Below are 25449 nucleotides of genomic sequence, written 5' to 3'. Positions count from 1 at the left end.
GTCGTCTGTGTCAGCTCGGTGGTGGTGTCAGCGGGTGCCGGAGGACGCCAGCTCGGCGATCTCGTCGACGTTGTCGGCGTCCACGATGCCGGGGCCGGTGAGGACCGGCTGGCCACCACCCACGGTGTTCAGGTTCTGCGCGTAGAGCTGCAGCATGACGATCGGCAGGTAGCCCTGCTCGTACTGCTGCTGGTCGACGGCGAAGGAGATGCTGCCGTCCTGGATGCCGGCGATGACGTCGGAGTTGAGGTCGAACGTGGCGATCTCGGCCTCGCTCCCGGCGTCCGTGGCGGCGGTGGCGGCCACCGCGGCGACGGCGGAGTTCAGCGTCAGGACCGCGTCGATGCTCGGGTCGCTCTGCAGCGAGGAGGTGATCGTCGACTGCGCGGCCTGCAGGTCGTTGATGTCCACCTGCAGCGTGGTGACGTCGGTGCCCAGGCCCTGCGAGGCACCGTCGCAGCGCTGCTCGAGACCGATGTTGCCGGCCTCGTGCACCACGCACAGCACGTTCGTCCGGCCGTCGGCGGCCAGTCGCTGGCCGGCGCCGAGCCCGGCGATGGTCTCGTCCTGCCCGACGTGCCCGATCGCACCGAACTCCACGGACTCGGCCGCACCGGAGTTGATCGTCACGACCGGGATCCCGGCGGCCACGGCGTCCTCGACGGCGCTCTGCAGCGCGTCCGGGTTGGCCATGGAGACCACGATGCCGTCGACGTCCTGGTTGACGGCGGCCTCGATGAGCTGGGACTGACGCTGCGGGTCGCCGTCGGACTGGTAGTCCACGTCGATGCCGAGGTCCTCCCCGGCCTGCACGGCGCCGTTCTGCACGACGTCCCAGAAGGCGTCCCCGGCCGAGCCGTGGGTGACGACGGCGAAGCTCAGGCTGTCGCCGTCCGCGCCGGTGGCCGCGGCGTCGTCGTCGCCGCCGGAGCAGGCGGAGAGCAGCAGGGGTGCTGCCAGGGCGAGGGCGAGCAGCCGCTGGGGTCGAGCCATGGGAGTCCTCCGGGTGCGTGTGCGTGCCGCGGTCGCACCATCGCTCCCGCGGGGGTCCTGCGTCCCGGTCTCGTCCTGGTCGGACGGACGTCGGTGGACGGGGCCCCGCACGGAGTGTGCGGCACGCGGGGCCCGAGCGGGACGCCCGACCCCCCGGGCGGGTGCCCGTTCCCTACGCTCGGCCCGTGGACGTCATGGGCTCCGGGCACGAACAGGTCGTCTTCTGCTCCGACGAGGAGTCCGGACTGAGAGCGGTGATCGCGGTCTACTCGACCGCCCTGGGTCCGGCCCTGGGTGGCACCCGCTTCTTCCCGTACGCCTCCGAGGAGGCCGCGGTGACCGACGCGCTGGCCCTGTCGAAGGCGATGGCCTACAAGAACAGCCTGGCCGGCCTCGACCTCGGCGGCGGCAAGGGCGTGATCATCGGCGACCCGAGGACGCAGAAGACCGAGGCGCTGCTGCGGGCCTACGGCCGGTTCGTCGAGGCCCTCGGTGGCCGCTACCTCACCGCGTGCGACGTCGGCACCCACAACGCCGACCTCGACGTCGTCGCCCGGGAGACCCGCTTCGCCCACGGGCGCTCCCTGGCGTACGGCGGGTGCGGTGACTCCTCGGTGCTCACCGCGTTCGGCGTGTTCCAGGGCATGCGGGCGGCCGCCCAGCACCGGTGGGGCTCCCCCACCCTCGCCGGGAAGACCGTCGCGGTCGCCGGCGTCGGCAAGGTGGGCTCCTGGCTCGTCGACTCCCTGGTCGAGGACGGCGCGTCGGTGGTCGTCACCGACGTCGACGCCGCAGCCGTGGACCGGCTGCAGGCCAGGCACCCCGGCGTCCGGGCCGTCGGCGACACCGCCGAGCTCGTCCGCACCCAGCACGACGTCTACGCACCGTGCGCCCTGGGCGGGGCCCTGGACGACGAGACCGTGGCCGTGCTGCCCGCCGAGGTGGTCTGCGGCGGGGCGAACAACCAGCTCGCCCACGACGGCACGGCCGCCCTGCTCGCCGACCGCGGGGTCCTCTACGCCCCCGACTACCTCGTCAACGCCGGCGGGGTGATCCAGGTCGAGGACGAGCGGCACGGGTTCTCCTTCGCCCGCGCCGAGGCCAAGGCCACCACCATCTTCGACGTCGCCCTGCGGGTGTTCGCCGCCGCCGACGCCGACGGGGTCTCCCCGGCCGTCGCCGCCGACCGGCTCGCCGAGGAGCGGATCGCCTCGGTGGGCCGGCTCAGCAGCATCCGTTTGCCCCACCACGGCTGAGACACGCACCACCATCGCGCCCGTGACACCCCGCCCGACCTGCCCGTCCGGGTGGCGGAGGACGGGGACGCGTGCCGACGCCCGATCCGTGTCGTAAGCTCGGCCCAGGACACAGTCAACTCAGTCGGGGTCTCCACACGGGCCGTCCAAGCCCGGAGCTGGACGCCCGCACTCCGGTTACGAGGGGGTCGAGCCATGGGGCGCGGCCGAGCGAAGGCCAAGCAGACACGCGTGGCCCGTGAGCTCAAGTACAGCTCACCGTCCACCGATCTCACTGCTCTGCAGCGAGAGCTCGGTGGCCAGCCGTCGACCTACGTCACTCCGGTGGCCGCGGACGACGACGACGGCGACGAGCTCGCCGGCCGGTGGGCCACCGACGACGACACGGACGACGACTGGGTAGCCAGTCGCTGATCCGCTGCGCCGTCACGGCCAGCAGGACCGGACCACAGCACTCTCACGACACCGTCGCCCCTCGGGACGACGGTGTCGTCGTGTTGTCCACCGTCCGATCCCGGGGACCGCGGTCCCCGGGAGATCAGCGGTAGGAACCGACCAGCCGGGCGGCGGGGGCCGCGTCGTCGGCCCGGGTGCCGATCGTCCCGGCCACCCACGTGGGCACCCCACGGGCGGCGAGCAGCTCCAGGGCGCGGTCGGCGACGTCGGGCGCGACCGCGGCGACCATGCCGACGCCGCAGTTGAACGCCCGCTCGGACTCCGTGCGCGGCACGCCGTGGGACTCCATGAGGTGCACCGGCGCCGGGAGCGCCCACGTGGAGCGGTCCAGCACGGCCTCCAGGCCGGCGGGGACGACGCGGGCGGCGTTGCCGGCCAGGCCACCACCGGTGATGTGGGCGAAGGCGTGCACCGCGTCCACCCCGAGCTCGGCGACCAGCGCCAGGCAGTCCAGCGCGTAGACGCGGGTGGGCTCCAGCAGGGTGGCGCCCAGCTCCCGGTCCAGTCCGGCGGGGGTGCTCAGCAGGTCCAGTCCGGCCGAGGCCACCACCCGACGCACCAGCGAGTAGCCGTTGGAGTGGAACCCCGAGGACGCCATCGCGAGGACGACGTCGCCGTCCCGGACCCGCTCCGGGCCGAGCACCGCGTCGGCCTCGACGACGCCGACGGCGGTGGCGGCCAGGTCGTAGTCGTCGGCGCCCATCAGGTCCCCGTGCTCGGCGGTCTCCCCGCCGACCAGCGAGGCCCCGGCGAGGGTGCACCCGGTGGCGATGCCGGTGACGATCGCGGCGATCCGCTCGGGCACGACCTTCCCGCAAGCCACGTAGTCCTGCAGGAACAGCGGCTCGGCGCCGCAGGCCACCAGGTCGTCGACGCACATGGCGACCAGGTCGATGCCCACGGTGTCGTGCCGGTCCAGCTGCCGCGCCAGGGCGATCTTGGTGCCCACGCCGTCGGTGGAGGAGGCCAGCAGCGGCTTGCGGTACTTCTGGGTGTCCAGGGCGAACAACCCCGCGAACCCGCCGAGGCCACCCACGACCTCGGGCCGGTTGGTGGCGTGCACGGCGCTCTTCATCAGCGTGACGGCGCGCTCGCCGGCGTCGATGTCGACGCCGGACCCGGCGTAGGTGAAGCCCCCGGTCACGGGCGGGACAACGCGTCGTCGGCGCCGCCGGCGGTGCTCGGGCTGCCGGCCTGCTGGCCGGTCCACCCGCTCACCGCCCGTGCAGCCGCACGGTCGACGTCGTCGAGCACCGGCAGCGTGCGCCGGGAGATGCCCTCCAGCACGTGCTTGCCGAGCACCTCGGGCTCCCCCAGCGGGATCGGGTACTCCCCGGTGAAGCAGGCCGAGCAGAGCCGATTGGCCGGCTGCTCGGTCGCAGCGATCATGCCGGCCTCGCTGACGTAGCCCAGCGAGTCGGCGTTGATCGAGGCACGCACGCCGTCGACGTCCAGCCCGTTGGCGACCAGCTCGGCCCGGCTGGCGAAGTCGATGCCGTAGAAGCAGGGCCACTTCACCGGCGGCGAGGCGATCCGGACGTGCACCTCGACCGCGCCGGCCTCGCGCAGCATGCGGATGAGCGCGCGCTGGGTGTTGCCGCGCACGATGGAGTCGTCGACGACGACCAGGCGCTTGCCGCGGATGACGTCACGCAGCGGGTTGAGCTTGAGCCGGATCCCGAGCTGGCGGATGGTCTGGCTGGGCTGGATGAACGTGCGCCCCACGTAGGAGTTCTTGACCAGGCCCAGCCCGTACGGGATGCCCGAGGCCTCCGCGTAGCCGACGGCGGCGGGGGTGCCCGACTCGGGCACCGGGATGACCAGGTCGGCCTCGACCGGGTGCTCCTTGGCCAGCCGCCGACCGATCTCGACCCGGGCGGCGTGCACGCCGCGGCCGGAGATCGTGGTGTCGGGGCGGGCGAGGTACACGTACTCGAAGACGCAGCCCTTGGGCTCGGCGACCGCGAAGTGCTGGGAGCGCAGGCCGTCCTCGTCGATGGCGATCAGCTCGCCGGGCTCCACCTCACGCACGTAGGAGGCGCCGACGATGTCCAGCGCCGCGGTCTCGCTGGCCACGACCCAGCCCCGGTCGAGCCGGCCGAGCACCAGCGGCCGCACGCCCTGGGCGTCGCGGGCGGCGTACAGCGTGGTCTCGTCCATGAAGGTGAAGCTGAACGCCCCGCGCAGCAGCGGGAGCACCTGCATCGCCGCGGCCTCGACCGACAGGTCCTGCTTGGCCGCGATCAGCGCGGTGACGATGTCGGAGTCGGTGGTGGAGGAGAACGCACCGGAGACGCCCTCGTCGGCGGCCCGGCTGGCCAGCTCGGCGGTGTTGACCAGGTTGCCGTTGTGGCACAACGCGATGCCCGTGCCCGAGCCCGAGGTGCGGAACGTCGGCTGGGCGTTCTCCCAGGTCGATGCCCCGGTCGTGGAGTACCGGGTGTGCCCGACGGCGAGGAACCCGCGCAGGCTGGACAACGTCGACTCGTCGAAGACCTGGCTCACCAGCCCGAGGTCCTTGTAGACCACCACCGAGGCGCCGTCGGAGACCGCGATCCCGGCGGCCTCCTGGCCTCGGTGCTGCAGGGCGTAGAGACCGAAGTAGGTGAGCTTCGCGACCTCTTCACCGGGCGCCCAGACACCGAAGACGCCGCAGGCGTCCTGGGGTCCGGCGTCCTGGGGATCGAGGTCGTGCGTCAGCCGTCCATCACCGCGAGGCACGACGACGAGGGTACCGGCGCCCGGCGACCTGACCAGCCCCGGTCGGGTGGCTCGCGCCACTGCCGACCGGGACCGCCGGTCAGTGGATGTTGTCGGTCTCCGCCGACACCGTGGTGTCGTCCCCGTGCCCGGTGCGGACGACGGTGTCGCCCGGCAGCGTCAGCAACCGCTCGCGGATGCTCGCCACGATGGTCGGGTGGTCGCTGAAGGACCGCCCGGTCGCGCCCGGGCCGCCGCAGAACAGGGTGTCGCCGGTGAAGACGGTGCCCAGCTCGGCGGCGTGCAGGCAGGTGCTGCCCGGGGAGTGCCCGGGGGTGTGCAGCGCGGTCAGCGTCGTCCCGGCGACGGTGAACGAGGTGCCCTCGACCAGGTCGTGGTCCGGGGTGTCCTCGGCGTGCACGACGTCCCACAGCATCCGGTCCTGGGGGTTGAACCAGATGTCGGCCCCGGTGGCCTCGCGCAGGGCCACCGCGGCGGTGATGTGGTCGTTGTGCCCGTGGGTGAGCACGATCGCGGTGACCGTGCGGCCGCCGATCGCCTCGAGGATCGGCACCGCGTCGTGCGGGGCGTCGACGACCAGCACCTCGCTGTCGTCACCGACCAGCCAGACGTTGTTCTCGACGTCGAAGTCCTGCCCGTCGAGGCTGAACACGCCGGGGACGACGGCCTTGTCGATCCGCGCCGGCATCAGAACACCACGACCGAACGCAGCACGTCGCCGTGGTGCATCTTCTCGAACGCGGCCTCGACGTCGCCGATCGCGATCGTCTCGGACACGAACGCGTCGAGGTCGAAGCGGCCCTGCAGGTACAGGTCGATGAGCATCGGGAAGTCGCGGCTGGGCAGGCAGTCGCCGTACCAGGAGGACTTCAGCGCACCGCCGCGGCCGAAGAGCTCGATCAGCGGGAAGGTGATCTCCATCGTCGGGTTGGGCACACCGACCAGGACGACGGTGCCGGCGAGGTCGCGGGCATCGAAGGCCTGCTGGTAGACCGCCGGGTGCCCGACCGCGTCGATGGCGACGTCGACGCCGAACCCGCCGGTGAGCTCCTTGATGGCGGCGACCGGGTCGGTCTCCTTCGAGTTGACCGTGTGGGTGGCGCCCATGCCCGTGGCCCACTCCAGCTTGCGGTCGTCGAGGTCGACGGCGATGACCTTCGCTGCGCCGGCGAGCCGGGCGCCGGCGATCGCGGCGTCACCGACACCGCCGCAACCGAACACGGCCACGGTGTCGCCGCGGCCCACGCCGCCGGTGTTGATGGCGGCACCGACACCGGCCATCACGCCGCAGCCGAGCAGGCCGGCCGCGGTCGGGGAGGCGGCCGGGTCGACCTTGGTGCACTGCCCGGAGTGGACGAGGGTCTTCTCGGCGAACGCGCCGATGCCCAGCGCCGGGGACAGCGGGGTGCCGTCGGCCAGCGTCATCTTCTGCGTGGCGTTGTGGGTGTCGAAGCAGTACCAGGGCTTGCCCTTGGCACACGCCCGGCACTTCCCGCAGACCGCCCGCCAGTTCAGGATCACGAAGTCGCCCACGGCGACGTTCTCCACGCCCTCACCGACCGCGGAGACCACGCCGGCGGCCTCGTGGCCGAGCAGGAACGGGAACTCGTCGTTGATCCCGCCCTCGCGGTAGTGCAGGTCGGTGTGGCAGACCCCGCACGCCTGCACGTCCACGATCGCCTCACCCGGACCCGGGTCGGGGATCAGGATCGTCTCCAGCGAGACGGGGGCACCCTTGCTGAGGGCGACGACGCCCTGGACCTCGTACGGCATGCACCGGAGCCTATGGGTGGGGTACGACAGGCGCTCCAGGGACGCCCCAGGTCACGATCCGGCGTCGACTTCGGCCCACACCCCTCCAGAGGGGCCTCCGGGCGCGCGATCGGTTGCACACCGCACTACCGTCAGCGACCGCATGGCCCGCGTCACACAGCGGGCCCCCAGCAGACCCAGGGGCACCGCCCCGGCACAGGAGGACCCTCGGTGGCTGTTCCCAGCTTCCTGGCGCGCGAGAAGACCGTCGCCAAGCCCGGTTTCAACCGGTGGCTCATCCCACCGGCAGCTCTCGCCGTGCACCTGTGCATCGGCCAGGCGTACGCGACGAGCGTCTACAAGACCGCCCTGGTCGAGCACTTCGACGCGAGCCTGACCTCGATCGGCGTCGTCTTCTCGATCGCCATCGTGATGCTCGGCCTCTCCGCGGCCGTCTTCGGCACGTGGGTGGACCGCAACGGCCCCCGCGCCGCCATGTTCACCGCGGCCTGCTTCTGGTCCGTCGGCTTCCTGGTCGGCGCCGCCGGCATCGCCACGAACCAGCTCTGGCTGCTCTACCTGGGCTACGGCGTCCTGGGCGGCATCGGCCTGGGCATCGGGTACATCTCCCCGGTCTCCACGCTGATCAAGTGGTTCCCCGACCGCCCGGGCCTGGCCACCGGCATGGCGATCATGGGCTTCGGTGGAGGTGCGCTCATCGCCACCCCGCTCTCCCGCCAGCTGATGAGCCTGTACGACCCCGCCTACGACGGCACCGCGGCCACCGTGCCCAGTGGTGGCGCCGTGGCCGGGCTGTTCGTCACCCTCGGCCTGGTCTACCTCGTCTACATGATGGCCGGGGCGTTCATCGTGCGGGTGCCGGCCGAGGGCTGGAAGCCCGACGGCTTCGACCCCTCCACGGTCAAGCAGAAGTCGCTGGTCACCACCGACAGCGTGTCCGCGGCCAACGCCATCAAGACACGGCAGTTCTGGCTCCTGTGGGTGGTGCTCTTCTGCAACGTCACCGCGGGCATCGGCATCCTCGAGCAGGCCAGCCCGATGATCCAGGACTTCTTCCGCGAGGGAGACGCCTCCACGGTCGCCGCGGCTGCCGGCGCCGGCTTCGTCGGCCTGCTGTCGCTGTTCAACATGGCCGGCCGGTTCGTCTGGTCCTCGACCTCGGACAAGATCGGTCGCAAGCCGATCTACATGGTCTACCTCGGTGTTGGGCTGCTGCTCTACGTCGCCCTGGCCACCGTCGGCAGCTCGGCCACCTGGCTCTTCGTCGTCCTGGCCGCCGTCATCATCAGCTTCTACGGCGGTGGGTTCGCCACGATCCCGGCCTACCTGCGTGACCTGTTCGGCACCTACCAGGTCGGCGCCATCCACGGCCGACTGCTCACCGCCTGGGCTGCGGCCGGCGTTGCCGGGCCGCTGATCGTCAACGGCGTGCTCGACACCCAGGGCACCCCCGGTGAGCTGGTCGCGGCCGACTACCGGATCGCCCTGTTCATCATGGTCGGCCTGCTCGCCGTCGGGTTCGTGGCCAACCTGCTCGTGACCCCGGTCGCCAGCAAGTGGCACGAGCCGAAGTCCGACACCACCCCCGCCACCCCGGAGAGGAGCGCCGCCCGATGAGCACCCCCCAGCGCACGCAGTCGTCCACCCCGACCCTGCTGATCGTCATCGCCTGGCTGCTGGTCAGCATCCCGCTGGCCTACGGCCTGGTCCGCACGATCATCACCGCGGCCCCGCTGTTCACCGGCGGCTGACCCGCCCCGCAGCGCGACCCGACGCCCCGTCCACCCCTGAGGTGGGCGGGGCGTCGTCGTCCCCACCCCCCCCGCCCCCGTGGCAAAGGAACCTCTACACCCCCTGCTGAGCCGTTCAGGGGGTGTAGAGGTTCCTCTGCCGATCGTCAGGCGGGCAGGCCGCTGCGGAAGGGGCGCAGCGGGAGGACGGCGGCCAGGTCGGCACGGTTGCCGCTGGCCGCCACCTTGCCGGCCGCCACCGCCTCGCCCCAGCTCTGCAGGCCGCTCACCAGGCGCAGCCACGTCGCCGCGTCGGTCTCGACGACGTTGGGCGGGGTGCCACGGGTGTGCCGCGGGCCCTCGATGCACTGGACGGCGACGTGCGGGGGCACCCGCACCTCCACCGAGCGGCCGGGCACCTGCTGGGCCAGCCAGCGAGCGGTCGTCTTCACCGCGGCACCCAGCACCGCACGCGCCGGCTGCTCGGCCTCGCCCCGCAGCCAGGGCAGGCAGGGGGCGAGGGCGTCGCGGAGCGCCTCGGCGGGGATCGGCGGCGTGCCGGCCATCAGCTGGTGGGGACCGCCCCGGTGGGGACGGCGCCGACGGTCGCCTCGGGGGTGTCGAAGAGTGCGGGCAGCGTGGTCGACCAGGCGGTGCGCAGCTCGGCGAGCGGCAGCTCCAGCAGACCGTCGACGACGAGCGCCTCCCCGCCGGTGGTGCCCAGCTCGACCGCCGGGACGCCGCGGCCGCGGGCGGCGGCCAGGACGGTCGCCGGGTCCGAGGTGCTGACGACGGCGCGGGCCACCGACTCCCCGAACAGCGCAGCCGTCGGGTCGCCCTGGACCGACACCGTGGCGCCGACGCCGTACCGCAGCGCCGACTCGGTCAGCGCCTGCGCCAGGCCGCCGTCAGAGAGGTCGTGCGCGGAGCTGACCAGGTCGTCGGCGGCGAGGTCGGCGAGCAACTCGCCCAGCGCACGCTCGGCGTCCAGGTCCAGCCGCGGCGGGAGCCCCCCGAGGTGGCCGTGCACGACCGAGGCCCAGGCCGAGCCGCCGAACTCCGCGGCCGAGGTGCCGAGCAGCACCAGGGTCTCCTCCGCGGCCCTCCAGCCACCGGACACCCGGGTGCGGACGTCGTCGTGCACGCCCAGCACGCCGATCACCGGCGTCGGGTTGATCGGCACGTCGCCGGTCTGGTTGTAGAGGCTCACGTTGCCGCCGGTCACCGGCAGACCCAGGGCGCGGCAGCCGTCGGCCAGGCCTCGGACGGCCTCGGCGAACTGCCACATGACCTCGGGCTCCTCGGGGGAGCCGAAGTTCAGGCAGTTGGTGACGGCCAGCGGGACGGCGCCGGAGACGGCGACGTTGCGGTAGGCCTCGGCCAGGTTGAGCTGCGCGCCGGTGTAGGGGTCCAGGCGGGCGAACCGGGCGTTGCCGTCCAGCGCGAGGGCGATGCCCCGGTGGGTGGTCTCGTCGATCCGGACGACGCCGGCGTCCTCGGGCTGGGCCAGCACGGTGTTGCCCTGCACGTACCGGTCGTACTGCTCGGTGACCCAGGACTTGTCCGCGCCGTCCGGGCTGGACACGACCGCGAGCCAGTCGGCCCGCAGGTCGGTCGACGTCGTCGGTGGCAGGTCGGCCTGCAGCGCGTCGAGGTCGGCCGGGCGGGCCATGGGGCGCTCGTAGACCGGGCCGTCGAGGGCCACGGTGCGCGGGGGGACGTCGACGATCTGCTCGCCGTGCCAGCCGACGGTGAGCCGGTCGCCGTCGGTGACCTCACCGATGACGGTGGCCAGCACGTCCCACTTGGCGCAGACGGCGAGGAACTGCTCGACCTTGGCGGGCTCCACGATCGCGCACATGCGCTCCTGGGACTCGCTCATCAGGATCTCGGCGGCGGTCAGCGTGGAGTCGCGCAGCGGGACGGTCTCCAGGTCGACGTGCATGCCCCCGGAGCCGGCCGCGGCGAGCTCGCTGGTGGCGCAGGACAGCCCGGCGCCGCCGAGGTCCTGGATCCCGGTGACGAGGTCGGCGGCGAAGATCTCCAGGCACGCCTCGATGAGCAGCTTCTCGGTGAACGGGTCGCCCACCTGGACGGCCGGGCGCTTGGCCGGGCCGTCGGCGTCGAAGGTCTCGCTGGCCAGCACCGAGACCCCGCCGATGCCGTCGCCACCGGTGCGGGCACCGAAGAGCACGACCTTGTTGCCCACGCCCTCGGCCTTGGCCAGCCGGACGTCCTCGTGCCGCATGACGCCGACACACAGTGCGTTGACGAGCGGGTTGCCGGCGTAGCAGTCGTCGAAGAGCAGCTCGCCACCGATGTTGGGCAGGCCCAGGCAGTTGCCGTAACCGCCCACGCCGGCGACGACGCCGGGCAGCACCCGGGCGGTGTCGGGGGCGTCGGCGCGGCCGAAGCGCAGGGAGTCCATCACCGCGACGGGGCGGGCACCCATGGTGAGGATGTCCCGGACGATGCCGCCGACCCCGGTGGCCGCGCCCTGGTAGGGCTCGACGTAACTGGGGTGGTTGTGCGACTCGACCTTGAAGGTCACCGCGTACCCGTCGCCGACGTCGACCACGCCGGCGTTCTCCCCCATGCCGACCAGCAGCGCCTCGGACCGCGGCAGGTCCCCGAAGGTGCGCAGGTGGACCTTGGAGGACTTGTAGGAGCAGTGCTCGCTCCACATGACCGAGTACATCGCCAGCTCGGCGGTGGTGGGGCGGCGCCCGAGGATCTCCCGGATCCGGGCGTACTCCTCCTCGCGCAGGCCCAGCTCGCGCCAGGGCTGCTCCTCGTCGGGGGTCTCCCCGGCGCGGGTGACGGTGTCGACGGTCATGCGGCGAGTGCTCCCTGGAGGACCGAGGTGAAGAAGCCCAGGCCGTCGGTCGAGGGTCCGGTGAGGTCCTCGACGGCGTGCTCGGGGTGGGGCATGAGGCCGACGACGCGACCGTCGGCGCTGGTCACGCCGGCGATGTCGCGGGAGCTGCCGTTGGGGTTGCCGCCGGTGTACCGGACGACGACCCGACCCTCGCCCTCGAGCCGGTCGAGGTCGGCGTCGGCGCCGACGTAGCGGCCCTCACCGTTCTTGACCGGGACGACGATGGTCTGGCCCTGCTCGTAGGACGAGGTCCACGCGGTGTCCGCGCGCTCGACGAGCAGGCCCTGGTCGCGGTTGCGGAAGTGCAGGTGGCTGTTGCGGGTGAGCGCGCCGGGCAGCAGGCCGGCCTCGCACAGCACCTGGAAGCCGTTGCAGATGCCGAGCACGGGCAGACCCTGGCGGGCACGGTCGACGACGGTCCGCATCATCGGGGCCCGGGCGGCGATGGCGCCGGCGCGCAGGTAGTCCCCGTAGGAGAAGCCCCCGGGCAGGACGACGGCGTCGACCCCGGCCAGGTCGTCGTCGGCGTGCCAGAGGGCGACGGCCTCGCCGCCGGCCAGGCGGACCGCGCGGGCGGCGTCGACGTCGTCCAGCGAGCCCGGGAAGGTGATGACACCGATCCGCATGCTCAGGACCCCGGCTGGGTCTCGAGGTGGAGCTCGACGTCCTCGATGACGGGGTTGGCGAGCAGGGTCTCGGCGATCTGACGGAGCTCGGCCTCGTCGGGGGTGCCCTCGACGTCGAGGACGAAGTGCTTGCCCTGCCGGACGCCGGTCACCCCGCTGTGGCCCAGTCGGCCCAGGGCGCCGAGGACGGCCTGCCCCTGGGGGTCGGAGATCTCTGGCTTCAGGACGACGTCGACCACCACGCGAGGCACGGCGCCGAGGGTACCGGGGCCCGGAGTGCCCCTCGGACGCTCGCTGTCCTCACCCCGACGGGTCAGGTCCCCCGATCAGGTAGTTCCGGAACAGAGACTGCCGATAGTTCACTCAGTGGAGCCGGACGGACACGTTCCGGTACCTCCTCGTGAAGTGGATCGTCCGTGAACAAGCGCAAGCGCTCCGGCCTGCTGGCCCTGCTCCTCGTCGGCATGCTCGGTGGGGGCATCGCCTTCGCGGCGTGGTTGACCAACGGGACCGGCTCCCTGGGTGGCCGCGCGGGAGACGCCCAGCAGTTCCTCGTCATCGCGACCACCCCCGCCACCGACCTGCTGTACCCGGGCGGCACGGGCATCCTCACGGGCACCATCACGAACCCCAACGACTACCCGGTCCAGGTGCAGTCGGTCACCCTCGGGGCCATCACCACCAGCAACCCCGACTGTGACGCCTCGAACGTCTCCTTCCCCACCGTCACCCTCACGGGCCTGACCGTGGTGGCGCCGGCGGACTCCGCAGGCACCGTGCTCGCGCTGCCGAACGCGATCGCCATGGACGCCGATGCCGCGGACGAGTGCAAGAACGTGACCTTCACCGTCGCCGTCACCGCCACCGGGACCTCGGTCCCCTGATGACCACGATGACCCTGCGACGGTCCCGGCACACCGCCCGCCGACGGCTCCTCGTCGTGGTGGCGGCCGCGGCGGTGCTCCTGGGCGGCGGCGTGGCGTGGGCCGCGTGGACCGCGACCGGCACCGGCACCGCCGCCGCACAGGCGGTCACCGCCACCGTCGCGGCAGTCACCCCGGGCACCCCGACCGCCTCGCTCTACCCGAGACCCACGGCCGGGTACCCCACGACCGGACCGGGTTCGATCGTGTTCACCGTCAACAACCCGAACCCGTACTCGGTCACCTACAACGCCATCGCCCTGGGCGCCGTCACGTCCGGGAACGAGGGCGCGTGTCCCGCGACCAACGTCGTGCCGGCCACGCCGACGCCCACGGTGTCGATCACGGTGGCGCCGAACGCGACGTCGACGTTGCAGACCGTGCCGGCCGCCCTGTCCATGCTGCAGTCGGCGCCCAACGGGTGCCAGGGGGTGACCTTCACCGTCGCGGTGACGCTGACCGGCACCTCCGTGCCCGCCTGAGCCCGTGGAGGTCACCCGCGTCGTCCGGCGAGGCCTGACCTCCCTCGCCGTCGCCGTCGTGGTCCTCGGAGGGCTGACGACCACCCCACCTGCCCGAGCGGCGTGGTCGGCTGCCACCACTCCGGGACCGGCAGCCAGCGCCTCCGTCACCCTCACCGCCCCGACCGGCCTGACCGTCGCCCGGAACAACGGGGTCCTGAGTTCGACGGTGACGGTGTCCTGGAACGCCGTCCTGGTGGCCGGCACACCGGTGCCCGGCTACCGGGTCGTCCTGGGCGGGAGCGGGGTCACGCTGCCGACGACCCGCGGGTGCACGACCACGGTGACCACGACCAGCTGCACCGACGTCTTCGCCCTCAACCTCCTCGCCCAGTACACGTACGAGGTGCGCGCGGTCGTCAACAACTGGACCGGGCCACCCAGCACGGGCTCCGCGTGACCGCAGGTGCCGTTCGAGGCGATTCCGTGACCCCTCCGGCCGATACCGGCAGCAGACCCGTGCCGTTCGGCGCACGGCGGCCGACGACAGGAGCAGCCGTGAGCGACCCCAGCGCGCCCGGCGCGACCCGTCCGGCCACCGGCACCAGCGTCGAGGTCGTCGGCGAGGACGGTGGCACCCAGGCGCACAGCACGGTCGACAGCAGCCTGGAGCAGGAGCTGGTCCTCGAGGTGGGCAGCGACCGCGAGGGCCGCCGGGTGCGACTGGGCCTGGGCGCCCGGGTGTCGGTGTGGTGGAGCCCGGCGGACACCCCGGTCCGCTGCCGGCCGTACGAGCTGGTCGACGTCCGTGGTGGCGTCGTCCCCACCTGGCGGTTGCGGCCCACCGGGCCCGCGGTCGATGGCGACCGCCGGGTGCACCCGCGCGCGCCGGTGCACGTCCCGGTCGGGCTGGCGATGCCCTCGGGGATGCTGCTCGGCGAGACCGCCGACCTCAGCGAGGGCGGGTTGCGGGTGGTGTTCGTGGCCGAGCCGACGGCGGGCTTCGGCGACGTCGTGCACCCCCTCCCCGACCCGGGTGACCGCGCCACGATGGCCATCGTCCTGGAGGGCGTCCGCACCGAGCTGCGCTGCCGCGTCGTGCACCGCCAGCGCCTGCCCGACGGCCGCAGGACGCTCCGGGTCGCCTTCGAGGACCTGCCCGACGACGTGCGCGTGCGGCTGCGCTCCACCACCGCCCTCGAGCTCGCCCACCGTGCCACCCGCGTCTGACTTCCGGGCGACTCGGTTCCGCGAGGCTGGAAGCGGGACCGTCCGGTCTCCGGTCCGGCTAGCGTCCTCCCGATCCTGGAGGGAGGCCGACGTGACCCTGGCCAGCACGGTCGGCCGTGACCGGCCGGACTCGGGCGCCCGTGTGACGGTGCTCGCCGACGACGTCCTGCACGCCACCGAGGTGCGCCTGTCCACCGAGGTCGAGCTGACCGCTGCCGTGGCCCGCACCAGGGACGGCCGCCGCGTCCGACTCGCCCTGGGCACCGAGCTGCTGCTCAGCTGGTCCGCCGACGGTGGCGTGCGCGCCCGCCGCTACCGGGTGGCCGACGTCCTGGGCGGTGGTGACCCGCGGTGGTCGCTGCGACCGCTCGCCCCCGCCGAGACCGGCAACCGCCGACTCGCCCCGCGGGCCGACATCGCCGTCCCGATGGCCGTCCAGGGGCCCGACGGGCTCGTCGTCGGCACCACCGTGGACCTGTCGGTCTCCGGCGCGCGGATCGCGTTCCCCGAACCGACCCTGCGCCGCCGGCTGCCGTCGGCCGGCGACCCGGCCCGGCTGGTGCTGGTGGTCGACGACGTCCGGCTCGAGCTGGACGCCGACGTCGTCGACCTCGCCGCCCGGCCCGGGGGCCTCCGCGAGCTGCGGGTGGCCTACCTGGGCCTGGACCAGCCCACCGTCGAGGCGCTGCGGACGACGGTGGAACGGCTGCTGGGCGAGCGGGTCAGCTGAACGGCGTCCCGGTCAGCTGCTCGTAGGCGCTCACGTACCGCTCGCGGGTGGCCGCGACGACGTCCTCGGGCAGCTCCGGCGGCGCCGACTGCCGGTCCCAACCCGACGACGTCAGCCAGTCGCGCACGTATTGCTTGTCGTAGGAGGGCTGCGTGGCGCCCGGGGACCAGGTGACGGCCGGCCAGAAGCGCGAGGAGTCCGGGGTCAGCACCTCGTCGGCCAGCACCAGCGTGCCGCCCGCGACGCCGAACTCGAACTTGGTGTCGGCCAGCACGATGCCGGCGGCCGCGGCGATCTCCGAGCCCCGCCGGTACAGCGCCAGCGTCAGCTCCCGCAGCGCCGCAGCCTGCTCGGCGCCGACGAGCTCGACGGTGCGGGCGTAGGTGATCGCCTCGTCGTGCTCGCCCACCTCGGCCTTGGTCGAGGGCGTGTAGACCGGCTCGGGCAGCCGGGAGCCCTCGACCAGCCCGGCGGGCAGGACGACGTCCTGGATCGCGCCTGCGCGCCGGTACTCCACCGTGCCCGAGCCCGAGAGGTACCCCCGGGCCACGCACTCGACCGGGGCCATCTCCAGCCGGCGGACCAGCATCGCCCGCCCGGCGACCTCGGTGGGGACGTCGTCCGCACTGAGCAGGTGGTGCTGGGCACCGTGCGCGGCGAGCACGTCGGCGAGCTGGTCGAACCACCACACCGACAGCTGCGTGAGCACCCGGCCCTTGTCCGGGATCGGGGTGGGCAGCACGTGGTCGTAGGCCGAGATGCGGTCCGAGGCGACCAGCAGGAGGCGGTCGTCCCCTGCGTCGTACACCTCGCGGACCTTGCCCCGGGCGAGGAGCGGGAGGTTCACGACAGGGCGGCCAGGCGCTCGAACAGCGGGTCGAGGTTCTGCACGTACCGCTCCGGTCGGCAGATCTCGTCCAGCCGCGCCTCGTCGAGGGCCACGCCGTCGGTCTCTGCCTTGGCGCGCAGCGTCTCCCGGAACGGGGTGCCGGTCTTCCACGTCTCCATGGCAGCGGTCTGCACCAGGGCGTAGGACTGCTCGCGGCCCATCCCCGCCTCGACCAGCTCCAGCAGCACCGAGGAGGTGTAGATCAGCCCGCCGGTGGAGTCCAGGTTGGCCCGCATCCGCTCGGCGTCCACGACCAGGTTCTCGACCAGACCCGAGGTCAGGTCGAGCAGGTAGTCGGTGGTGATCGCGGCGTCGGGGAGGAAGACGCGCTCGGTCGAGGAGTGCGAGATGTCGCGCTCGTGCCAGAGCGGGATGCCCTCCATGACCGGCACGATCGCGGCCCGGACGACGCGGGCGAGCCCGGCGATCCGCTCGGAGCGGATCGGGTTCTTCTTGTGCGGCATCGCGCTCGAGCCCTTCTGGCCCGACCCGAAGGCCTCGGACAGCTCGCGCACCTCGGTGCGCTGGCCGTGCCGGACCTCCAGCGCGATCGCCTCGCAGACGGTGGCGATGATCGCCAGGGCGGAGACCCACTCGCTGATCCCGTCCCGCAGCACCACCTGGGTGGAGGCGTCGGCGGCGCGCAGGTCCAGCGCCTGCGCGACGGTGACCTCGACCGAGGGGTCGATGAGGGAGTAGGTGCCCACCGCACCGGAGATGGCGACGACGCCGACCGCCGTGCGCGCGGTGCGCAGCCGGTCGCGGGAGCGGGCGGCGGCGAAGGCCAGGTCGGCGACCCGGTGGCCCCACACGTCGGGCTCGGCGTGCACGCCGTGCGTGCGGCCGACCTTGAGGGTGTCCCGGTGAGCCAGCCCGTGGTCGCGCAGCGCGGCGACCAGCCGGTCGGCCTTGGCCAGCAGCACGTCGGTGGCGTCGGTGAGCTGCACGGCCAGGGCGGTGTCCAGCAGGTCCGAGCTGGTCATGCCGTGGTGCACGTAGGCCGCGGCCGAGCGGGGCTCGGTGTTGTCGGCCCACGCGCTGAGGAAGGCGATGACGTCGTGCTGGGTGGTCGCCTCGATCTCGGCGACCGCCTCGGGGGTGGGCGCCGGGGCGTTGCGCACCGGCTCCACGACCTCGGCCGGCACCCGACCGGCGGCGGCGTGCGCCTCGAGCACCAGGGTCTCCACGCGGCACCACAGCTCGTACTTGTGCTGTTCGCTCCAGACCACTCCCATCTCGGGGAGGGTGTAACGCTCGATCATGCGGGTACCAGGGCGGATCGGTCAGCTCGTCGCAGCACGGGGACATCCTCGCGCACGGCCGGCGTGATCGTGAACGGCCCTGCCCCAGCCGCTGCACGTGCACCACCCACCGCGACACCCACCAGCCCCGTCGGACTCCGGTCCACCCGGCCCGGCACACCCGAGGTCCCCCATGCTGCAGCGAGCGAACCACCTGCTGGACCGGGCGCGCGAGCGCATCCGGGCCGCCGCCGAGCACGACCCGCACGCCTGGCCCGACGGCACCGTCCTGGTCATGGAGGACGGCAGCCGGGTGACCGTCGACCACGTCGAGGACCCCGTCGAGGACGACCTCCGGGACGACGTCGGCGACGACGACCTGATCGAGGACGACGCCCGGGAGCACCCGCTCGGCAGCCCGCACCCCGACGCCCCCGACCTGGACTCCCCCGGAGGGGTGAGCGGTCCCCCGGCGCAGGGCCGCGCCGACCAGCGGGTGGCCCAGCGGCGCACCGCCCAGCGCCGGCGCAGCCTGCTCGCCTCGCGCGAGCCCCAGCACGCCGACGCCAACGTGCCCAACGCGCTGAAGACCGCCGCGGCCTGGGCCTGGCGGATCATCCTGGTGATCGCCGGGATCTACGCCGTCCTGTACGCCGCGGCGTACATGGCCGTGGTCGTGGTCCCGGTGATCGTCGCGCTGCTGCTGGCCGCGCTGCTGCAGCCCGGGGCGTCGTTCCTGCGCCGGCACGGCTGGCCCTCCTCGCTGGCCGCCCTGGCGATGCTGATCGTCGGCGTCGGGGTCGTCGCCGGGATCATCACGCTGGTCGTCGAGCGGTTCGCCGCCGGCTTCTCCGACCTGGTCGCCCAGCTCGACGAGGGCATCGGCCAGATCCGGGACTTCGTCGTCACCACCCTGCCGGTCACCGAGCGCCAGATCGACAACGCGATCACCAGCGCCCAGTCCGCCCTGGCCGACAACCAGTCGACCCTCACCCAGGGCGCGCTGACCACGGCGGTCACCGTCGGGGAGGTGCTCACCGGCCTGGTGCTGGCGTTGTTCACGCTCTTCTTCTTCCTCAAGGACGGGCGCAGCATCTGGCTGTGGATGGTGGGGCTGCTGCCCGCCGACAGCCGCGCCTACGTCGACGAGGCCGCCCGACGCTCCTGGCGCACGCTGATCTCCTACGTCCGCGCCACCGCCGTGGTGGCCCTGGTCGACGCGGTCGGCATCGGCATCGCGCTGGCCGTGCTCCAGGTGCCGCTGGTGGTGCCGCTGGCCGCGCTGGTGTTCCTCGGGGCGTTCATCCCGATCATCGGGTCGTTCCTGGCCGGGTCGATGGCCGTCCTGGTCGCCCTGGTGTCCAACGGGCCGATCACCGCGCTGCTCGTGCTCGGCGCCACCGTGCTGATCATGCAGCTGGAGGGCCACGTGCTGCAGCCCCTGCTGCTGGGCCGGGCCGTCCGGGTGCACCCGCTGGCCGTGGTGCTCGCGATCGCCGCCGGCCTGCTCATCGCCGGCATCTTCGGCGCGCTGATCGCCGTCCCGACCATCGCCTGCGTGAACGTGGCCGGCACCTACCTGACCCGCCGGCACGAGGGACCGCGGCCGCCGGAGCCACAGCCGCGCCGGGACAAGGTGCCCGTCGCCACCGAGTGACTCAGACGGTGATCCGGCCCTCCAGGGCGGCCAGGCCGATGTCGGTGCGCCAGTGCGCGCCGTCCAGCCGGACGGCGGCCACCCGCTCGTAGGCGGTCTGCCGGGCGTCGGCCAGGTCGGTGCCGACGGCGGTCACCGCCAGCACCCGCCCCCCGGCCGAGTGCACGCTGCCGTCCAGTGCCACCCGGGTGCCGGCGTGCAGCACGCCCTCGCCGTCGGCACCGGTGACGACGTCGCCGGTGCGCGGGGACTCCGGGTACCCGTGCGCGGCCACGACGACGGTCACCGCGGCACCCTCGGCCCACTCCAGCGGCGGGTGGGCGGCGAGGGTGCCGGTGGCCGCGGCCAGCAGCAGCCCGGCCAGCGGGGTGCGCAGCAGCGGCAGGACGACCTGGGTCTCCGGGTCGCCGAAGCGGGCGTTGAACTCCACCACGCGCACGCCCCGGCCGGTGAGCGCGAGGCCGGCGTAGAGCAGACCGCTGAACGGCTCGCCGCGCCGGGCCATCTCGTCGACGGTCGGCTGCAGCACGGTGGTCAGCACCTCCTCGACCAGCCCGGCGGGGGCCCAGGGCAGCGGGGCGTAGGCGCCCATGCCGCCGGTGTTCGGCCCGCCGTCGCCGTCGTCGCGGCGCTTGTGGTCCTGGGCGGGCAGCAGCGGCAGCACCGTCGTCCCGTCGGTGACGGCGAACAGGCTCACCTCGGGGCCGTCGAGGAACTCCTCGACCAGCACCGAGTGCCCGCCCTCCAGCACCGCGTGGCCGTGCACGAGGGCGGCGTCCCGGTCGGTGGTGACCAGCACGCCTTTCCCGGCGGCCAGCCCGTCGTCCTTGACCACGTACGGCGCCCCCGGGGCGTTGACCGCGGCGACCTCGTCGAGCGCGGTGTGCAGCTCGGCCTCCCCGCCCACGGCCCAGGACCGCGCCGTGGGCACGCCGGCGGCCTCCATGACGTGCTTGGCGAAGGCCTTGGAGCCCTCGATCTGCGCGGCCTGCGCCGACGGGCCGAAGCAGGCGATGCCGGCGTCCCGGACGGCGTCGGCCACCCCGGCGACCAGCGGCACCTCGGGCCCGACGACGACGAGGTCGGCGGCCCACGCCACGGCCAGCGCGGTCACCGCCTCGGGATCGGCGGCCGCGACCGGGTGCGCCTCGGCGAGCGCGACCGTGCCGGCGTTGCCCGGCGCACAGGCCAGCGCCGTCACCGCGGGGTCGTGGTCGAGGGCGACACAGAGGGCGTGCTCACGAGCACCGGAACCGATCACGAGCACGCGCATGGCGGGGAACCTACCGGGGCGCCCCGCGATCGCGAGGTCGGTCACACCCGGGCTGCTGCGCCGCAGGTGAGCCGGTCGTCCGCGCGATGGTCAGGCGACTGCCAGGCTCCGTTCGCCGACTGGACACCCGCCCGGAGTCTCCTGGGAGCCATGGACGAGACCGACCTGAGGGTCGCTCCTGCCGCCGCCCCCTCCTCGCGGGTCACCCGCCGTCGACCCGTGGTGGTCGGGCACCGGGGCGCCCCCGCGCACCGGCCCGAGCACACCTGGTCGGGGTACTCCCTGGCCCTGGACCTGGGCGCCGACCTCATCGAGCCCGACGTGGTGGCCACCCGCGACGGGGCCCTCGTCGTCCGGCACGAGAACGAGCTGTCACTGACCACCGACATCGCCGCGCACCCCGAGTTCGCCGACCGCCGGCGCACCCAGGAGGTCGCCGGGGAGATCTACACCGGCTGGTTCGCCGAGGACCTGACCCTGGCCGAGGTCCGCACCCTGCGGGCCACCGAGCGCTGGCCGCAGCTGCGCCCGGGCAACACCCGGTTCGCCGGGCTCGAGCCGGTGCTCACCCTGGCCGAGGTGGTCGCGCTGGCCACGTCCCGCGGCGCCCGGGTGCAGGCCGAGCTGAAGAACCCCACCTGGTCGGCCTCGATCGGGCTGCCGCTGGCCGAGCTGGTGGCCGCCGAGGTCACCGCCGCGGGTGCCCTGGGCGACGTCGTCCTCCAGAGCTTCGACGCCGCCGGGATGCGCGAGCTGCGCGGCCGGCTCGGCGCCGCCGCCACGCTGGTGCAGCTGGTCGGGAGCGAGGCCGTGTACGACGGCATGGTCACCCCCGCCGGGCTGCGCGAGATCAGCACCTACGCCGGGGGCATCGGCCCCAGCACCAAGCGGATCCTGCTGCGCGACGCCGACCAGACGATGGTGGGCGTCTCCGACCTGGTCGCCCAGGCGCACCGGGCCGGGCTCACCGTCGTCCCCTACACCGTGCGGGCGGAGAACACCTTCCTGCCGCTGCACCTGCGCCGCGGCACCGACCCCGCCGCCCGCGGCGACGTGCACGCCGAGGCCCGCCTGCTGCTGGCCCTGGGCGTGGACGGCGTGATCACCGACAGCCCCGAGGTCGCCGTCCGCGAGCGCGCCGAGCTCGAGGCCCCCGCCCTCGCCCCGGTGCGCCCCCGGCACTGACGCCCCCGGAGCTTTGATCAGGGTCCTGCGCGGATGTACGTCCTCCCCCGCGATCGTTCGCGGGGGAGGACGCACGTCGATCAGGGACCCTGATCAACGCTCCTGAGGGCGTCAGTCCAGGAGGTCGTGGATCAGCACGTTCTCGTCGCGGCCGGGGCCGACGCCGATGACGCTGATCCGGGCACCCGAGAGCTCCTCGAGGCGCTTGACGTAGGCCTGCGCGGTCGCGGGCAGCTCGTCGAAGGTGCGGCAGTGCGTGATGTCCTCGGACCAGCCCGGCATCTCCTCGTACACCGGGGTGGCGTGGTGGAAGTCGGTCTGGGTCATCGGCATCTCGTCGTGCCGGACGCCGTCGACGTCGTAGGCCACGCAGATCGGCACCGTCTCCAGCCCGCTGAGCACGTCGAGCTTGGTGAGGAAGAAGTCGGTGATGCCGTTGACCCGCGAGGCGTACCGGGCGATGACGGCGTCGAACCAGCCGCAGCGCCGGTCGCGGCCGGTGGTCACGCCGACCTCGCCGCCCTGCTTGCGCAGGTACTCCCCGAAGCCGTCGAACAGCTCCGTCGGGAAGGGGCCCGAGCCGACGCGGGTCGTGTAGGCCTTCAGGATCCCGACGACCCGCGTGATGCGGGTGGGCCCGATGCCCGAGCCGGCCGAGGCGCCGCCGGCGGTCGGGGACGACGAGGTGACGAACGGGTAGGTGCCGTGGTCGACGTCCAGGAGCGTGCCCTGCGAGCCCTCCAGCAGCACCCACTCCCCGGCGTCGATCGCGTTGCCCAGCAGCAGGCGGGTGTCGGCGATCCGGTGCTTGAGCACCTCGGCGTACCCGGCGTACTCCTCGACGACCTCGTCGACGTCGATGGCCTTGCGGTTGTAGACCTTGACCAGGATCTGGTTCTTCTCCCGGAGCACGGCCTCGAGCTTGTCGCGCAGGATGCCGAGGTCGAGGAGGTCCTGCGCGCGGATGCCGACGCGGGCGACCTTGTCGCCGTACGCCGGGCCGATCCCGCGGCCGGTGGTGCCGATCTTGGCCTTGCCCAGGAAGCGCTCGGTGACCCGGTCCAGGGCGCGGTGGTGCGGCATGATCAGGTGCGCGTCGCTGGAGATCACCAGCCGCGACGTGTCCACCCCGCGCTCCTCCAGGCCGGCGAGCTCGCCGATCAGCACCTCGGGGTCGACGACGACGCCGTTGCCGATCACCGGCGTGCAACCCGGGGTCAGGATCCCTGAGGGGATGAGGTGGAGGGCGTACTTCTCGCCGTCCGGGGTGATCACGGTGTGTCCGGCGTTGTTCCCGCCCTGGTAGCGGACGACGTAGGGGACGCGGCCGCCGAGGATGTCGGTGGCCTTCCCCTTGCCCTCGTCGCCCCACTGGGCACCGATCAGCACGACAGCCGGCATCGGGTGGATCTCCTCAGGTTCTCGGGCCCCGGCGACGACCGGCTGGCAGGTGGGAGGGTATCGCTGTGCCCGTCGTCCCGTTCGACCTGCGCGGTCTCGCCCCCGGTCAGGGGCCCTCGCGCCGACACGTCGCGTCCGTGGTCGACGCGGCGTCCGGCCAGGACACGACGATCGCCGTCGCCGGCCGGGTGCCGGCCCTGGCCGCCGTCCTCGCCCGGCTGTGGAAGACCGACCGGCTGCCCGGGGTGGCCGTGGCATGGGAACCGGTGGACGGCGACCGCGACTGCTCCGGCCTGGCCCGTGACCTGGGCCTGGGCACCGGGGAGCCGCGCGAGCTGTCCCTCGTGCGCGACGACCACGGAGGGGTGCTGCTGCACCACGGCCGCGTCGAGGCCGCCGGCGAGCCGCGCCGGGCGCTGGCCCGCCGCTTCGGCGCGCAGGCCCACCACGACAGCACCAAGATCGCCGACGGCCAGATCACCCGCATCGAGGTGCGGCCGCGCTGGGACGTCGCCGACGAGCTGAGCGTCGGCGTGGTGACCGTGCCACTGCGGCCGCTCCGGCGCAGCACCGGGCGGGCCGTGCAGATCGCCTGCGACCCGGCCCGGGTGGTGCGCGACGGGGTGCCGCTGGACCGCGACGTCGTCCGCTGGACCTGGTACGCCGACGACCGGGTGCGCTGGCGGCTGCAGCCCTAGCGACCGGGCGCCACCACCGGGACGACGGTCGTGGCGTGGGTCGCGCCCGCGGCCCGCAGCGCCGCCCGCCCCGGACCGGCGGTGACCGCCATCAGCACCAGCCCGACCCCGGCGAGCACCAGGATCGGGACCCCGCCCCGGAGCGCGTCCCCGCTGGCCAGCGCCAGCACGGTGGGGACGACGAAGCCCGCGTACACCGGCAGGTAGAACGCGCTCAGCAACGCACCGCGCCGGTCCGCGGGCGCCACCCGGTCGCAGACCGCCACGCCCGAGGTCATCCCCAGCCCCTCCCCCAGTCCGATCAGCAGGCAGGCCGGCAGCACCCACGGCCACCCGCCGGGCTGGACGGCCAGGTACCCCAACGCGCAGCCCACCGCCGCGAGCAGCGCCGCCAGCGGACCGGCCACCACCGGGCCCAGCCGGGTCGCCAGCGGGGTGACCAGCGCGGCGCTGCCCTGCACGAGCAGCGCGGACAGCCCGACGAGGGCGAACACCGCCCCGAACCCGGCTCCGGCGACCAGCAGCGGGAACACCGTCAGCGACAGCACCGCGTACGTGTAGACGGTCAGCCCCACCGGCACCAGGTAGGCCCAGAACGCCCGGCGGGCGACCCGGGGGACGCCGAGGGCCAACCGACCGGGACGGCGTTCCAGCACCGTCTCGGGCACCCCGCGCAGCGCGAGCACCGCCACCAGCAGCAGCACCGCCGAGGGCACCAGCGCGACCAGCTGGGGTGCCGGCCCCCACTGCACCAGCAGACCGGCGACCAGCGGGCCCGCGGCGAACCCGGTGGCCATCGCCGCACTGGCCACGGCCGCGGCCCGGCGCACCCGACCCGGTCCCTCGTCGTCCTCGGAGGCCGACAGCTCGCGCAGCCACACGGTGCCGACGGTGAACACCGCCCCGCTGGCCAGGCCCTGGGCCACCCGGCCGACCACCAGCAGCGGCACCCCGCCGACGTCGGCGGCGATCAGCACCAGCGTGCAGACCAGCGCGGCGACCACCCCGCCGACCACCACCCGGCGTCGACCGTCCCGGTCCGAGAGCGGGCCCGCCAGCAGCAGCGAGGGCACCAGACCGACGGCGTAGGCGGCGAAGAACAGGGTCAGCGTCAGGGCGCCCAGGTCGAGCACGTCGGCGTACCGCAGCAGCAGCGGGGACGGCGACTGGGTGCTCACCGCCGTCGCGAACAGGGCGAGGAGCAACCGGCGACGCTGCCGGGAGGGGGCCATCTGCGCACCGTAGGGGGTGCGGGGCCCGGGACGCCCCCCGTCGTGGACACTGGGGCACACCGCCTGCGCCGAGGAGGACCCGCTGCCGTCCACCCG

The 25449-nt window shown here is 73.6% G+C and carries 26 protein-coding genes; 12 read left to right on the top strand and 14 right to left on the bottom strand.

What is annotated here, in order from left to right:
* Positions 1–27: 27 nt before the first annotated feature.
* The gene (locus ASG36_RS12385) at positions 28–993 is read right to left on the bottom strand and encodes a sugar ABC transporter substrate-binding protein (RefSeq protein ID WP_055764146.1); all 966 of its coding nucleotides are present in this window, start codon (positions 991–993) and stop codon (positions 28–30) included.
* 194 nt (positions 994–1187) lie between these two features.
* On the opposite strand from ASG36_RS12385, the gene ASG36_RS12380 reads away from it, so the two are divergent.
* Both ASG36_RS12380 and ASG36_RS12375 read left to right on the top strand, forming a co-directional pair.
* A complete protein-coding gene (locus ASG36_RS12380) occupies positions 1188–2249 on the top strand; it encodes a Glu/Leu/Phe/Val dehydrogenase (protein WP_055764144.1) in 1062 nt (353 codons plus the stop codon).
* A gap of 195 nt (positions 2250–2444) precedes the next feature.
* A complete protein-coding gene (locus ASG36_RS12375; RefSeq protein WP_055764142.1) occupies positions 2445–2663 on the top strand; it encodes a DUF3073 domain-containing protein in 219 nt (72 codons plus the stop codon).
* A gap of 124 nt (positions 2664–2787) precedes the next feature.
* On the opposite strand, the gene purM is transcribed toward ASG36_RS12375, so the two are convergent.
* From purM to ASG36_RS12355, 4 genes are all read right to left on the bottom strand, one after another.
* Positions 2788–3849, bottom strand: a complete 1062-nt coding sequence (gene purM, locus ASG36_RS12370; protein WP_055764140.1) for a phosphoribosylformylglycinamidine cyclo-ligase — start codon at positions 3847–3849, stop codon at positions 2788–2790.
* Positions 3846–5426 carry an amidophosphoribosyltransferase gene (gene purF / locus ASG36_RS12365; protein ID WP_055764138.1) on the bottom strand — a complete coding sequence of 527 codons (1581 nt, stop codon included), beginning with the start codon at positions 5424–5426 and terminating at the stop codon, positions 3846–3848. Before purF ends, purM begins: the two co-directional genes overlap by 4 nt.
* A 79-nt stretch (positions 5427–5505) precedes the next feature.
* A complete protein-coding gene (locus tag ASG36_RS12360; RefSeq protein WP_055764136.1) occupies positions 5506–6114 on the bottom strand; it encodes an MBL fold metallo-hydrolase in 609 nt (202 codons plus the stop codon).
* Complete coding sequence (locus tag ASG36_RS12355) at positions 6114–7199, bottom strand: S-(hydroxymethyl)mycothiol dehydrogenase (protein ID WP_055764134.1); 1086 nt, start codon at positions 7197–7199, stop codon at positions 6114–6116. Before ASG36_RS12355 ends, ASG36_RS12360 begins: the two co-directional genes overlap by 1 nt.
* A gap of 210 nt (positions 7200–7409) precedes the next feature.
* Here ASG36_RS12355 and ASG36_RS12350 point away from each other — a divergent pair, with 210 nt between their 5' ends.
* Positions 7410–8816 (top strand): OFA family MFS transporter, encoded by a 1407-nt coding sequence (locus ASG36_RS12350; protein WP_055764131.1) that lies wholly within the window; start codon positions 7410–7412, stop codon positions 8814–8816.
* A complete protein-coding gene (locus tag ASG36_RS22330; protein WP_200944454.1) occupies positions 8813–8950 on the top strand; it encodes a hypothetical protein in 138 nt (45 codons plus the stop codon). The genes ASG36_RS12350 and ASG36_RS22330 overlap by 4 nt, the downstream gene beginning before the upstream one ends.
* A gap of 146 nt (positions 8951–9096) precedes the next feature.
* Here the strand turns inward: ASG36_RS22330 and ASG36_RS12345 are convergent, their stop codons facing one another.
* Genes ASG36_RS12345 through purS form a run of 4 tightly spaced genes read right to left on the bottom strand, consistent with a single transcriptional unit; the run spans position 9097 to position 12684 of the window.
* The gene (locus tag ASG36_RS12345; RefSeq protein WP_055764129.1) at positions 9097–9495 is read right to left on the bottom strand and encodes a sterol carrier family protein; all 399 of its coding nucleotides are present in this window, start codon (positions 9493–9495) and stop codon (positions 9097–9099) included.
* Positions 9495–11765 carry a phosphoribosylformylglycinamidine synthase subunit PurL gene (purL, locus tag ASG36_RS12340; RefSeq protein ID WP_055764127.1) on the bottom strand — a complete coding sequence of 757 codons (2271 nt, stop codon included), beginning with the start codon at positions 11763–11765 and terminating at the stop codon, positions 9495–9497. The genes ASG36_RS12345 and purL overlap by 1 nt, the downstream gene beginning before the upstream one ends.
* A complete protein-coding gene (gene purQ, locus ASG36_RS12335) occupies positions 11762–12433 on the bottom strand; it encodes a phosphoribosylformylglycinamidine synthase subunit PurQ (protein ID WP_200944453.1) in 672 nt (223 codons plus the stop codon). Before purQ ends, purL begins: the two co-directional genes overlap by 4 nt.
* A gap of 2 nt (positions 12434–12435) precedes the next feature.
* Complete coding sequence (gene purS, locus ASG36_RS12330; protein ID WP_055764123.1) at positions 12436–12684, bottom strand: phosphoribosylformylglycinamidine synthase subunit PurS; 249 nt, start codon at positions 12682–12684, stop codon at positions 12436–12438.
* A gap of 165 nt (positions 12685–12849) precedes the next feature.
* Here purS and ASG36_RS12325 point away from each other — a divergent pair, with 165 nt between their 5' ends.
* From ASG36_RS12325 to ASG36_RS12305, 5 genes are all read left to right on the top strand, one after another.
* A complete protein-coding gene (locus tag ASG36_RS12325) occupies positions 12850–13317 on the top strand; it encodes a hypothetical protein (protein WP_055764121.1) in 468 nt (155 codons plus the stop codon).
* Positions 13317–13838, top strand: a complete 522-nt coding sequence (locus ASG36_RS12320; RefSeq protein ID WP_055764119.1) for a hypothetical protein — start codon at positions 13317–13319, stop codon at positions 13836–13838. Before ASG36_RS12325 ends, ASG36_RS12320 begins: the two co-directional genes overlap by 1 nt.
* A 4-nt stretch (positions 13839–13842) precedes the next feature.
* A complete protein-coding gene (locus ASG36_RS22210) occupies positions 13843–14277 on the top strand; it encodes a hypothetical protein (RefSeq protein ID WP_055764117.1) in 435 nt (144 codons plus the stop codon).
* Between the two features lie 98 nt (positions 14278–14375).
* Positions 14376–15047, top strand: a complete 672-nt coding sequence (locus tag ASG36_RS22205) for a PilZ domain-containing protein (RefSeq protein ID WP_055764115.1) — start codon at positions 14376–14378, stop codon at positions 15045–15047.
* Between the two features lie 91 nt (positions 15048–15138).
* Positions 15139–15777 carry a PilZ domain-containing protein gene (locus ASG36_RS12305; RefSeq protein WP_055764113.1) on the top strand — a complete coding sequence of 213 codons (639 nt, stop codon included), beginning with the start codon at positions 15139–15141 and terminating at the stop codon, positions 15775–15777.
* Here ASG36_RS12305 and ASG36_RS12300 read toward each other — a convergent pair.
* Both ASG36_RS12300 and purB read right to left on the bottom strand, forming a co-directional pair.
* A complete protein-coding gene (locus ASG36_RS12300) occupies positions 15770–16624 on the bottom strand; it encodes a phosphoribosylaminoimidazolesuccinocarboxamide synthase (RefSeq protein ID WP_055764110.1) in 855 nt (284 codons plus the stop codon). The genes ASG36_RS12305 and ASG36_RS12300 overlap by 8 nt on opposite strands.
* Positions 16621–17928 carry an adenylosuccinate lyase gene (gene purB, locus ASG36_RS12295; RefSeq protein WP_055764108.1) on the bottom strand — a complete coding sequence of 436 codons (1308 nt, stop codon included), beginning with the start codon at positions 17926–17928 and terminating at the stop codon, positions 16621–16623. The genes ASG36_RS12300 and purB overlap by 4 nt, the downstream gene beginning before the upstream one ends.
* A gap of 172 nt (positions 17929–18100) precedes the next feature.
* On the opposite strand from purB, the gene ASG36_RS12290 reads away from it, so the two are divergent.
* Positions 18101–19564, top strand: coding sequence for an AI-2E family transporter (locus tag ASG36_RS12290; RefSeq protein WP_055764106.1), 1464 nt, complete (start codon positions 18101–18103; stop codon positions 19562–19564).
* A 1-nt stretch (position 19565) separates the two neighbouring features.
* On the opposite strand, the gene purD is transcribed toward ASG36_RS12290, so the two are convergent.
* A complete protein-coding gene (gene purD, locus ASG36_RS12285; protein ID WP_055765051.1) occupies positions 19566–20837 on the bottom strand; it encodes a phosphoribosylamine--glycine ligase in 1272 nt (423 codons plus the stop codon).
* A gap of 150 nt (positions 20838–20987) precedes the next feature.
* Between purD and ASG36_RS12280 the strand changes: the two genes are divergently transcribed.
* Positions 20988–22022: a glycerophosphodiester phosphodiesterase family protein gene (locus tag ASG36_RS12280; RefSeq protein ID WP_055764104.1), complete on the top strand. Its 1035-nt coding sequence runs from the start codon at positions 20988–20990 to the stop codon at positions 22020–22022.
* 111 nt (positions 22023–22133) lie between these two features.
* Here the strand turns inward: ASG36_RS12280 and ASG36_RS12275 are convergent, their stop codons facing one another.
* Entirely contained in the window at positions 22134–23423 is a 1290-nt protein-coding gene (locus ASG36_RS12275; RefSeq protein WP_055764102.1) for an adenylosuccinate synthase, read from the bottom strand.
* Between the two features lie 65 nt (positions 23424–23488).
* On the opposite strand from ASG36_RS12275, the gene ASG36_RS12270 reads away from it, so the two are divergent.
* Entirely contained in the window at positions 23489–24121 is a 633-nt protein-coding gene (locus tag ASG36_RS12270) for a hypothetical protein (protein WP_055764100.1), read from the top strand.
* Here the strand turns inward: ASG36_RS12270 and ASG36_RS12265 are convergent.
* Positions 24118–25353: an MFS transporter gene (locus ASG36_RS12265; RefSeq protein ID WP_055764098.1), complete on the bottom strand. Its 1236-nt coding sequence runs from the start codon at positions 25351–25353 to the stop codon at positions 24118–24120. The two genes, ASG36_RS12270 and ASG36_RS12265, sit on opposite strands and share 4 nt — an antisense overlap.
* Positions 25354–25449: the final 96 nt, after the last annotated feature.

The sequence above is a fragment of the Geodermatophilus sp. Leaf369 genome (genome assembly GCF_001424455.1).
In the GTDB taxonomy this organism is placed as follows: domain Bacteria; phylum Actinomycetota; class Actinomycetes; order Mycobacteriales; family Geodermatophilaceae; genus Klenkia.
The sequence above is the reverse complement of the archived record's forward strand: the minus strand, read 5'-3'. Positions and strand labels throughout refer to the sequence as shown.